Below are 11,741 nucleotides of genomic sequence, written 5' to 3'. Positions count from 1 at the left end.
TATGGTACAGCAGATCAAAATGCCCTCTGCCGGACAGACCACCGATGAAGCCCGGATTACCAGCGTCAAGGTAAAGGCGGGAGATCCGGTGAAGCGGGGCGATATTCTGGTAGAGGCGGAAACTGATAAGGCAATTCTGCCGGTAGAGAGCTATGCTGCCGGCGTCGTGCTGGATGTTCTGGTCGCGGAGGGCGACGATGTCCACGCCGGAGATGTATTGATAGCCGTGGGCTCTGAGGAGGATCGGAAGAGCTATGTCCGGAGTGGGGAATCCGCCCCTGCCGCTCCTCCGGTTCAGGCGGCCCGGCCCGAACCGGAGAAGCCGGCGCCGGCGGCCGGCGGCCAGCCCATCAAAATGCCCTCCGCCGGCCAGACCACCGACGCGGCCCGGATCACCAGCGTACTGGTCAAGGTGGGCGACAAGGTCAAACGGGGCGATACTTTGGTGGAGGCGGAAACAGACAAGGCGGTGCTGCCGGTAGAGAGTTACCTGGCCGGCACCGTGCTGGAGATTTTGGTCAAGGAGGGGGACGATGTCACCTCCGGGGATGTGCTGATGATGATCGGGAGCGGAGCCGCTGCCCCCCGTCCTGCTGCCGCTCCTGCGGTTCAGGCACCAGCCGCCCCTGCCGCTCCTGCCGCCGGCGTTCTGGATGAGGAGGAATATATCCCCATCATCAAGGGCGCTGCTCCCGCCCCTCGTCCCGCTGCTCCCGCTGTAGCCAAGGCCCTGTGGCCCGCTATGCCCAACGCCAAAATGCTGGCCCGGGAGCTGGGTGTGGAGCTGGCCGGTCTGACTCCGGCCAATGGGGTGATGCTTACCCGTAAGGATGTGCGCGCGGCTCAGGCTGCTGCTCAGGCGGCGGAGCAGGCCCGGCCCGCTCCAATCGCCGTGCCCACCGAGGCGGAATATGAGGTCCTGCCCATGACCAAGACCCGGGAGGTCATCGGCCGCCGGATGCTGGAGTCCGTCCAGAACATCCCGGCTTGGCAGTGTACGGTAAATATCAATATGGAGGCCTGCATGGCCCTCAAGCAGAGCTATCAGGAGAAGCGGGGCGTCAAGCTATCCTACAACGACATTATGGCCAAAGCCATCGCCGTGGCCTCCCGAAAGTTCCCTCTGGTCAACGCCCGCTGCGAGGGCGGCGAGGTCCGGGTCTACCGCCATACCAATGTGGGTCTGGCCGTGGGTCTGGAGGGCGCTCTGCTGGTCCCTGTAGTAAAGGGAATTGACACAATGGGGCTGGAGGAGATCGCGGACAAGTACCGCCAGGTGGTGAAAAAGGCCCGGGACAGCAAACTGGCCCCCTCGGACATGGGATGTGGCAGCATTACCATCTCCAATCTGGGTATGTTTGACGTGGATCAGTTTATTGCCATCGTTAATCCGCCGGAGAGCTGTATCCTGGCGGTGGGACGGATCGCTGTGCAGCCCGTTTGGGACGGACAGCAGTTCCAGCCCGTCCATATGATGAGCGTGACCGGGTCCTTCGATCACCGGATCATTGACGGAGCTTATGGAGCCCAGTTCCTGCGTGAGCTGAAGCTGCTGATGGAGAATCCTGCCCTGATGCTGGGCTGAGGAGGAATTCGCTGTGGAAACGTTTGATATTTTGGTGCTGGGCGGCGGCCCGGGGGGATACTCTTTAGCCATCGCCGCGGCTAAAAAGGGGCAGAAGGTAGCCCTGTTTGAAAAGGAGCATCTGGGTGGGACCTGCCTGAACGTAGGCTGCATCCCTACTAAATACCTGGTGGACAAGGCCAACGCCATGGAAAAGGTCCGCTCGCTGGTAGACAGGGAGATTTTCCGGGATGCCGGTTCTTTCAGCTTCCGCAAGATTCAGAAGGGCAAAGGGGAAGTGACGGCCAAGCTGGTGGGCGGCGTACAGTTTCTGCTGAAAAAGTGCGGCGTCACCGTGATAAACGGCGAGGCCAGTCTGGAGAAAAACCGGGTGGTCCGCTGCGGCGGACAGGAGTACAAGGGGAAAAATGTGGTGATTGCCACCGGCTCGGTCCCCATGACGGTGCCCATCCCCGGCCATGAGCTGACGATTGACAGCACCGGAGCGCTGAATCTGGAGCGGCTGCCCCGCCGTATGGTGGTGATGGGCGGCGGTGTCATCGGGTTGGAACTGGCCAGCGCCTTTGCCTGCTACGGCACTGAGATCACGATTATTGAGATGCTGCCCAGTCTGCTGCCCCGGGATCAGAAGGAAGCTGCCAATATGGTGGTATCTGCGCTGAAAAAGCAGGGGATCCGTATTCTCACCGGGGCTAAGATGCTGCGGGTGGAGAAAGGAAACGGCGCCCTGCGGGCGGTCTATGAGCTGGACGGAAAGCAGGACAGCGTAGAAGCGGATCAGGTGCTGATGGCGGTGGGACGACGCCCCAATCTGTCCGGGATCGACGCGGAGGCCCTGGGACTGAAGTTGAGCGAGAAGAAGCACATCCTGGTAGACGGCGCCCAGCGCACAAATTTGAAGGGCGTATACGCCATCGGGGATGTAGCGGGAGGGATCCAGCTGGCCCATGCGGCTTACGCCGAGGGCGAAGCGGCTCTGACCCATATCTTGACAGGCAAGGCACCCAAAGACCGGGCACCTGTGCCCAGCTGCGTCTATACGAATCCCTGCTTTGCCTCTGTGGGACTGAATACGGACAGTGCCAAAGAGGCCGGCTTTGATCCGGCTCTGGGTACCTTTGACTACTCCGCTAATGGTATGGCGCTGGCGGAGGGAGCCTCCGGACGGGTGTTCGTGGTGGCGGATAAGGCCACCAAGCAGACTCTGGGCGTTACCATCGTCGGAGAAAACGCCTCTGAGCTGATTGCCTTTGGGGCCCTGGCGGTAGACAAAAAGCTGACTCTGGAGGAGTGGGAACGGATGGTAGTGGCCCACCCCTCTCTGGCGGAGATGGTGCGGGAGGCCGCTCTGGACGCCTTCGGAGCCGCGGTTCATAAGGCTTAACGGACCCGAAGGGCGGCCTCCTGCCGCCCTTCGGAGGGGCGGGCGCGGCGATGACCCCGCCTGCCCGACAGGAAAGGAGATCGGTTCAATGGACCATATGTTTATGCGAGATAAGGTGGCCGTGGTCACCGGCTCCGGCCGGGGGATTGGCGAGGCGATTGCCCGCCGCCTGGCGGAGTTTGGGGCCAAGGTGGTCATTACTGACATCAATATGGAAACGGCCCAGAGGGTGGTGGACGACATCATCGCCCAGGGGGGGCAGGCCAAGTGTGTGCTGTTCAACGTGGCGGACTTTGACCATATCAAGGAGAAGGTTGAGGAGATCAAGGGGCTGTTCGGCCGGATCGATGTGTGGGTCAACAACGCCGGCATTACCGGCTCCACACCTATAGAGGAGATCAGTCTGGAGAGCTGGGACAAGATGATGAACATTGACCTGAAGGCTATGTTCTTCTGCACCCAGGCGGTATTTGCCGTCATGAAGGAGCAGAATTACGGCAAGCTCGTCCATATGTCCTCTCTGGCGGCGCTGCGGGGCGGCCGAAGTTCTGACGCCTCCTATGCGGCGGCCAAGGCCGGCATCCTGAACCTGAGCAAATGCTTTGCGCTTCATGGCGCCGCATACAACATTACCTCCAACGCTGTGTGTCCTGGCAATATCCTGACGCCGATGGGCAAAACGCTCTCCTGGTCCCAGAAGGACCCCAAGACCTATATCCCCCTGGGCCGGTACGGCACTGCCGAGGACATTGCTAACGCGGTGCTGTTCTACGCCAGCGACCTGTCCAGCTATGTGACTGGTGATGCCATGAATATAAACGGCGGCCTTTATATGTAATATTAATAATATTAAAAAACATTTAAGGAGATATTTTACACAATTTTTACAAGAATTAAACAAAAAATCTTGACTAAGTAATAAAATATGTGTAAAATAAAATTGAAAATTCTTAAAAGAAATCGTTAAAATTTTACTAATAGTAACGAGGCGGAATGGAGGGAGAATCTGGAATGGCAAACATTTACTTGGTCCGGCACTGCGAGTCAGAAGGAAACGCCTGCCGGCGGACTCAGGCACAGACGGACGCTCTGGTCACCACGAAGGGCTATCTGCAAAATGAGATGCTTCGCCGCCGTTTTCGGGATATCCCTATCGACAGCATCTATTCTAGCGACGCCTTCCGTTCTATCATGACAGTGGAGCCCATCGCCAAGGAGCGAGGGCTGCCCATCCGAGTGAGGATCCACCTGCGGGAAGTCACCACTGGTGTCTGGGAGGATATGGCCTGGGGCAATATTGCCAAGGAATATCCAAAAGAAAGCAAAGATTGGGATGAGCACCCCTGGGCCAATACTACTCCGGGGGCCAGTACCTTTCAGCAGGTGGCAGACCGTCTGCTGTTCGGCCTGCGGCGCATTGCCCGGGAAGTGGGGGACGGGAATGCCCTGTGCGTATCCCACTCCTGTACCATCAAGGCTGGCCTATGCGCTATGATGGGGCGGCCCATGTCTGATGTGAAAGTGGTAGGCCATGGGGACAACACCTCGGTCAGCCTGATTCATGTAGACCGGGAGGGCAATTTCTCTGTGGAGTATATGAATGACGGCTCCCACCTCCCGCCGGAACTGCGGCGGGCCTGGAGCGGCGTAGCGGGAGCCGACATCAATATGGCTGTGGACCCGGTGGACTTAGACAAGGAGAGTGAGGTCCTGGAGGAACTGGCCAGAGCCCACGCCCGGCAGACAGAGGGAGCGGAAGTGCCCTTTGACGGAGCGGAGTGGCTGGCACGGGCCAGAGAGCTGACGGCTTACAATCCGGATTATTTGGCTGTCTGCCGCCTAAAGGGCCGCCCCGTGGGCTTTGTCTGGATGGAAAACGAGGAGGAGACTCCTGAGGACTGCGGCCATGTCAGGACCATGTTTGTCCTGCCAGAGCTTCAGGGTAAGGGTTATACTGAACAGCTGTTCGGATATGCGGCTCATGTGTTTCGGTATCAGGGGAAACGTGTTCTGACCGTCTCTGTTCCTCGGCTGCCCGAGGACCGGCGGGTGGTGGAGCGGTTTACCTTTACCCCTATGCGGGGCTTCCGGGACCGTATGGCCCTTGAGCTGTTCTCTCCCCCGTGCCCTTATCCCATCCTGGCCTGAGGCCGGGTGGATGACCGTTTGATGCTTTGAGCGAACAGAGGAAGGGTGAAAATTTTGAGCAAACTCCAAAGGGAACCGGGGAAGGAACGGCGCCTGGGACGGGTCAAACCGCTGCCCTATGTACTGATCTTTCCTGCTATGGCCCTGTTCACGCTGTTTACCTTTTATCCCTTTATCAAGACTATTGTACTGTCCTTCGCGCTGACCAATAAGCAGGGTAACTTTACCCAGTGGGTTGGTCCGGACAACTGGATCCGAGTGCTGACCAAGGACTCCTTCTGGGATGTGGTGGCCGTTACCTTGAAGATGGCCGCTATCAACCTGTTTTTTACCTTTATTGTCGCCATGATTTTTGCCCTGATGGCGACTAAAAAGGTCCGTTTTTCCAAGGTCTACCAGACCATGTACGCCTTGCCCATGGCCATCGCCTCCTCCCCGGCTGCCGCTATCTTCTTGTTTATCTACCGCCAGAAGAACGGCCTGCTGAATAATATTCTGGGTACGGAGATCGCCTGGACAAACGAGATGCCCCATGCCATCTGGGCGGTCTGCGCTATGACAATCTGGATGCATATTGGCGTGAGTTTCATCTTCCTGTTGGTAGGCTTTCGGAATGTGCCTGAGGACCTGCTGGAGAGTGCCCTGCTGGACGGGGCCGGCCCTTTCCGCCGAATTAAGGATATTATTATTCCAATGGCCTCTCCTCAGATTTTCTTTGTCCTGTTTCTGAACATCGGCAGCTCGTTCAAGAGCTTTGCTCAGATCAGACTGCTGACCCAGGGCGGTCCGGCTAACCAGACGAAGACACTAATCTACTACATATACGAGAACGCCATTATTAACGGTCGATTTGAAACGGCCTGCGTGCAGGCCCTGTTCCTGTTTGGGCTGATCTTCCTGTTCACCAGGATCCAGTTCGCCCTGGAGAAAAAGGTGGTGCATTACCAATGATTACGCCCCATCAGAAGAAAATAGCGGGAGAGATATCCTCCTTTGCTCTCAAGACGATCATCGGTATTTTGTTCATTTCTCCGCTGATTGTCGGCGTATGCTTCTCGCTGCAGACGGATCAGGAGCTGATGACCTATCCCCTGAAGCTGATCACAGCCAACCCCACCCTGGAGAGCTATGCTCAGGTTTTTCGGCAGATCCCCATTCTTCACTATCTGAAAAACTCTGCCGTGGTATGCTTGGTGTGTATCGTGGCCCAAGTCATAATCTCCTGTCTGGCAGCCTACGGCTTCGTGTTCTTCAAATTCCCTGGGAAAAACCTGCTGTTTACCCTGATTTTGATGACGACGATGATCCCCGGCGAGGTGGTGGTCATCACCAACTATGTTACCATTCAGAACATGGACCTGATTGACACCTATATCGGTTTGGTTCTGCCCTCCCTCATTTCGGGCACCGCTATTTTCCTAATGCGGCAGTATTTTATGACCCTGCCCAAAGATTATAAGGAGGCCGCTATTCTGGATGGCTGCGGTGACATGGGATTTCTCTTCCGTGTGGCTATGCCCCTGTCCATCCCTACCATTTCCTCGTTGGCGATCTATCTGTTCGTCCAGATCTACAACCAGTATTTCTGGCCTATGCTGGTCACCAGCCGGGACGAGATGCGGACGATCCAGATTGGAATCTCCTATCTAGTCACAGCCGATGTGGTGAACTACGGACATATTCTGGCCGGCGCCGTGGTAGCTATCATTCCCTCGGTCCTAATCTATATTTTGGGTCAGGATTACATTATCAAGGGCATGACAGCCGGCGGCCTGAAGGGCTGAGGCCTATCCTGATGTTGTAAAAAGCAAAGAGGCTTTTTATAAAAAATTGGAAAAGGAGCATTAGTATGAAAAAGGTCTTATCCATTGTTCTTGCGCTTGCCATGACTATGAGCTTGGCGGCCTGCGGCAGCAAAGACAAGCCCGACGACAGCAAGGGCAGCGCGTCTTCCGGCGCGGGCACCAGCGCCAGCACCCCCTCCACCTCCGGCGAGCCTGTCGAGGTTCTGTGGTGGACCGCCTTTGGCCAGGCCAACGTGGACCACCTGCAGAAGGTGATTGACGCCTTCAATGAGAGCCAGGACGCCTATCATGTGACCATCGAGTATCAGGGCAATCAGACCGAGCTGAACGCCAAGCTGGGCTCTACCGCCCAGGCCGATCTGCCCTCCATGTTCTCTGGTCCTGTGGAGAACGTAGCTATGTACGCCACGGCTGAATACTGTGTCCCGCTCCAGGGCTTTATCGACGCCGATACCAACGGCTGGCCTGAGCTGGAGAGCACCTGGGAAGCCATCCGCACCGCTTACTGCGACAACGAGGGCAACCAGGTCGGTTACCCCGTGGGCTACAGCTATCCCGGCATTTACTATAACGCCGATATGCTGGCTGAGGCCGGCATCGATCCCAAGGAGATCAAGAGCTTCAACGATCTCTATGACGCCTGCGTCAAACTGGTCGAGGGCGGTTATACCACCTACGGCGTCGGCTTCCATCCCGATGGCTTCTACTTCAACGCCGCTCTGGGCCGTGAGGGCCTGCAGGCATATAACAACAACAACGGCCTGGGCAGCGAGCGGATTACCGAGTGTCTGTACACCAAGGATGCCAAAGTACACGACGCCATCTACAATATGCTGGACGTGTATCAGAAGCTCCACGCGGAAAAGCTGTGTGTGGCCTACGGTTCTGACTACCAGGCTGAGGTTATTCCCCAGATGGCTTCCGGCGACTGCGCCATGTTCATGGGCGTGGTTTCTATGACCACCAAGATTCTGGACGCTGCCAACGGCGCTTTTGAAGTGGGAATCATCCCCATGATCTCCGCCACTGAGGCCGGCATGAATTCCGGCGAGCCCGCCGGCGGCACCGGACTGTGGATCTGCAACACCGGCGACACCGCTGAACAGCAGGGCGCCTATGAATTTATCAAGTTCGCCAGCACCGGCGAGCAGGCCGCTTCCTTTGCTGTCGCCACCGGCTATCTGGCTCCCAACCAGGAGTCCTATACCAGCGATACTTATAACGACTATGTGGCCAACACCTTCCCCGCCGTTACCGGCGTGTACGAGTCCCTGGCCGCCTCTGACGACTCCGCTACCAACCCCTATATCCCCATCTCCAACGAGATGAAGGTGGCTAACAAGCTGGCCATCGAAACCGTGTCCAGCGATCCTAAGGCTAACATCGACGACGTCATCAAGACTGCTGAGGAGACCATTCAGGAAGCGATTGACCTATACAATATGTCCAATCCCTGAGCGGACGGTGTTCCAGGTATAGCATAACTTCCCATGTGGGGGCAGGGCCAGGCCCTGCCCCCCTTTTCCGATGATAAAGGGGGAACTTGGTCATGAAACATAAACTTTTCTGGACTTCCCTTCTGGCGCTAGCGATGCTGGCCGCGTGTGCGGGAGAGCCAGGGGATATCAGCGGCGGTCAGAGCGGCACATCTGTGTCCGCGTCAGGACCAGGGGACTCCGCTTCTGGCTCCTCGGCTTTGAAAGAGGGAGAAATTTCCCAGCCGGAGGATTACTTTGATCTGGTTTTTGACACCAGCCAAGACCAAGGGAAATTGACCGCCCGCTACCTTTATCTGCAGACGATCTACGGAACGGGTAAGGAGGCGGTCACCACCGGCGACAGCGCGGTCTATACTTCGCCGGATGGGATGGTGATGCTGGTGGACTGTGGAAACGTACCTGGAGGGCAGGAGGTGACAAACCAATTGCTGGCTATGGGTGTAGATAAGATCGACGTCCTGGTCCTCTCTCATCCGCATGCGGACCATGTGGGAGGGTTTGTCACAGTAGCAGACAATTTTGAAATCGGGCAGGTCTATGTCAATGGGCATGAATATGACAGCGGGACCTACCGAGCCATGATGGAAAAGATAGAAGAACTGTCCCTGCCCTGTGAAGTTTTAGAGGCGGGGGACGCCTTCTCTTTGGGGGAGGAAGTCCAAGTCCAGGTGTTTGGTCCGACTCCGGGGGATACGGAGGAGGTGGCCGGCGGCTATCTGGATGCCAATGACGGTTCGATTGCCATGCGTCTGACCTATGGTCAGTCTAGCTTTTGGACTAGCGGCGACCTGTACATTACTGGGGAACAGGCGCTGACAGAGACGTATGGGCAGGATATTGCTAGCGATGTGGTAAAAATGAACCACCACGGCAAGGATACCTCCAACGGCAAGGACTTCGTTCAGGCCATGTCTCCCAAGATCGCGGTGGGGATGTTCGACAGCGTGGCCAGCCGGACAGTGGCAATGCGGTATATAGCCGGTGGGGCCGAGGTATTCTACAACAGCACAGACGGAGCGATCCGGGTATCCACTGCCGGCGACGGCGTGTATGATGTCCAGATCCAGAAAATAAGAGATGTGGCGGTCCTGCCGGATGCCCCTTCGGAGGGACACATCGTGATCTCTTGACCGTCCATACATTGGGAGGCATACATGGGACAGACAACGGAACTGCTTAAACGGCTTTTTCTGGAGGAGTGGAAGGCTCTGCTGCTGGCCAATCTCCTATTCACGGCCTTTTCTCTGCCGCTGCTCACAGTAGGACCGGCGCTGCTGGCCATGAATGGGGTGCTGACCAGACGGGCTGATGACCGGGGAAATTCGAGCTGCTGGGTAGACTTTTGGTATGTATTTAAAGCCAAATTCTGGCGGGGCATCCAGCTGGAAGCGGTGGTAGGACTGTACCTGCTGATTATCCTGTGGAGCGCCAGCGTAGCTGGACAGTTGGATGGAGCGGGACGGACAATGCTTTGGCTCTTTATATCCCTGTCGCTGTTTTTGGCGGCAATGACGGGCGTATATCTGGTCCCTCTGCTGGCGGACAGTAGCATACCGTTCTTTTCAGCGCTGTGGGACGCTGCGCTGCTGTCCTTCGCCCGGCTCCCCCGTACGCTGTTGGCTATGGGGGCGGTGTACGGGTCGCTTTGTGTGTTCCTGCTGCTTTATCCCATTTCTGTATTGCCGTGGGCCATGCTGCTTTTGGCCGCTGCTGCCGCCCTCTCCGTAGCGCTGGTGTGGCCGGCTATCAATGAACTGATTTTTCCCCAGGAATAAAATTGTGAAAGGAGCGGGAAAGGAGGATCTCTATGGAACGAGGCTATATTTTGTCGATTGACCAGAGCACCCAGGGGACCAAAGCGATCCTGCTGGATGGCCAGGGCCAGTTCGTCCTGCGCCGGGACCTGCCCCACCGGCAGTTAATCAGCGCCCAGGGATGGGTGGGGCACGATGCCAAGGAGATCGCGGAAAATATTATTCGGGTTGCTCAGGCGGCGGTACGGGACAGCGGGATTGATTCCCGGCGGCTGGCCGGCGTGGCGGTCACCAATCAGCGGGAGAGCGTGGCCCTGTGGGAGCGGGATACAGGCAGGCCGGTGTGTGAGTCTATCGTCTGGCAGTGTAACCGAGCGGCGGAGCTGTGCCGCCATATCCAGGAACGAGGCGATTATCCGGAAATTCAGCGGCGTACCGGGCTGGTCCCCTCCCCCTTTTTCTCTGCCGGGAAGGTGGCCTGGGCGCTGGAACATGTGCCTGGGGCCAGAGAGAAGGCTGAACGGGGACAGCTCTGCATCGGCACCATGGATACTTGGACGATCTGGCAGCTCACCGGAGGAAAAGTCCACAGAACGGATTGCAGCAACGCCTCCCGCACCCAGCTGTTTAATATCCATACCATGGAGTGGGATCCGGAGCTGTGCCGGATATTTGATATCCCCATGTCAGTGCTGCCCCAGGTGTGCGGCTCTGATGGGGAATATGGACAGACAGATCTGGGAGGACTGCTGGACCATCCGGTGCCGATCCGAAGTGCTATCGGGGACTCCCATGCCTCCCTTTTTGGACACGGATGCGTGGAGCGGGGGGACTGCATGGCGGGTCATGGAACAGGCACCTGCGTACTGATGAATATTGGAGAAGAACCGCTGGAGTCCCAGAATGGACTCAATACCACGGTGGCCTGGCGGATGAATGGAAAGACTGTATACGCTCTGGAGGGTGTGGTGAACTATGCTGGAGCGGTCACCACCTGGCTGAAGGACGGTCTGGAGCTGGTGTCCTGCCCAGAGGAAACCGAGGCGCTGGCCTGTCGGGCTGACCCAGGTGACCATACCTATCTGGTACCTGCCTTCACGGGGATCGGAGCGCCCTACTGGGACGATGGCGCCTCTGCCTGCTTTGTGGGGATGAGCCGGCTGACCGGGCGGGCGGAGCTGGTCAGAGCTGGGATAGAGAGCATTGGATACCAAGTGGCCGATATCGTGAGAGCCATGGAGCGGGATATGGGCGCGCCTGCCAGTCAGGTGCGGATGGCTGGGGGGCCTACGAAAAATCGCTATCTGACGCAATTTCAGAGTGACATTATGGACCGCCCTGTTGTCCTTGGAAAGTATGAGGAGCTGGTAGCCGTGGGCGCGGGACAAATGGCTGGACTGGCTATGGGACTGTATGACCTGCCGGAGCTGGAACGGCTTCGGCGGACACAGCTGTTCCGGCCGCGGATGGAACAGAAGGAGCGCCTGGAACGGCTGGATGGCTGGGCCCGGGCGGTGCAAAAGGCGTTGAGCCGATAGGACTCTGGCCTGCCGGCGGGCGGGAGCG

Annotated in this window: 10 protein-coding genes; all 10 read left to right on the top strand. The window is 57.6% G+C overall.

All coding sequences use genetic code 11. The annotated features are described in order from the left end of the window. Position 1: 1 nt before the first annotated feature. On the top strand, positions 2-1,585 hold the full coding sequence (locus ACEVJK_RS09890; protein ID WP_374740454.1) for a 2-oxo acid dehydrogenase subunit E2: 1,584 nt from the start codon (positions 2-4) through the stop codon (positions 1,583-1,585). A 13-nt stretch (positions 1,586-1,598) separates the two neighbouring features. After that, positions 1,599-2,969 carry a dihydrolipoyl dehydrogenase gene (gene lpdA, locus ACEVJK_RS09885; RefSeq protein WP_147572863.1) on the top strand — a complete coding sequence of 457 codons (1,371 nt, stop codon included), beginning with the start codon at positions 1,599-1,601 and terminating at the stop codon, positions 2,967-2,969. 88 nt (positions 2,970-3,057) lie between these two features. Further along, positions 3,058-3,807 (top strand): SDR family NAD(P)-dependent oxidoreductase, encoded by a 750-nt coding sequence (locus ACEVJK_RS09880; RefSeq protein WP_147572862.1) that lies wholly within the window; start codon positions 3,058-3,060, stop codon positions 3,805-3,807. A gap of 173 nt (positions 3,808-3,980) precedes the next feature. Continuing rightward, positions 3,981-5,117, top strand: a complete 1,137-nt coding sequence (locus tag ACEVJK_RS09875; RefSeq protein WP_374740453.1) for a GNAT family N-acetyltransferase — start codon at positions 3,981-3,983, stop codon at positions 5,115-5,117. A 54-nt stretch (positions 5,118-5,171) separates the two neighbouring features. Beyond that, entirely contained in the window at positions 5,172-6,068 is an 897-nt protein-coding gene (locus tag ACEVJK_RS09870) for a carbohydrate ABC transporter permease (protein ID WP_147572860.1), read from the top strand. Continuing rightward, positions 6,065-6,901, top strand: coding sequence for a carbohydrate ABC transporter permease (locus ACEVJK_RS09865; RefSeq protein WP_186852368.1), 837 nt, complete (start codon positions 6,065-6,067; stop codon positions 6,899-6,901). The genes ACEVJK_RS09870 and ACEVJK_RS09865 overlap by 4 nt, the downstream gene beginning before the upstream one ends. 65 nt (positions 6,902-6,966) lie before the next feature. Next, positions 6,967-8,379, top strand: a complete 1,413-nt coding sequence (locus tag ACEVJK_RS09860) for an extracellular solute-binding protein (protein WP_240288734.1) — start codon at positions 6,967-6,969, stop codon at positions 8,377-8,379. 92 nt (positions 8,380-8,471) lie between these two features. Continuing rightward, on the top strand, positions 8,472-9,551 hold the full coding sequence (locus ACEVJK_RS09855; RefSeq protein ID WP_240288732.1) for a ComEC/Rec2 family competence protein: 1,080 nt from the start codon (positions 8,472-8,474) through the stop codon (positions 9,549-9,551). A 24-nt stretch (positions 9,552-9,575) separates the two neighbouring features. Continuing rightward, complete coding sequence (locus ACEVJK_RS09850; protein WP_186852366.1) at positions 9,576-10,196, top strand: DUF624 domain-containing protein; 621 nt, start codon at positions 9,576-9,578, stop codon at positions 10,194-10,196. Between the two features lie 32 nt (positions 10,197-10,228). Continuing rightward, positions 10,229-11,713: an FGGY family carbohydrate kinase gene (locus ACEVJK_RS09845; RefSeq protein ID WP_374740452.1), complete on the top strand. Its 1,485-nt coding sequence runs from the start codon at positions 10,229-10,231 to the stop codon at positions 11,711-11,713. The last annotated feature ends 28 nt before the right edge of the window (positions 11,714-11,741 follow it).

It is taken from the genome of Flintibacter sp. P01028, assembly GCF_041925235.1.
GTDB lineage: Bacteria > Bacillota > Clostridia > Oscillospirales > Oscillospiraceae > Lawsonibacter > Lawsonibacter aceti.
The sequence above is the reverse complement of the archived record's forward strand: the minus strand, read 5'-3'. Positions and strand labels throughout refer to the sequence as shown.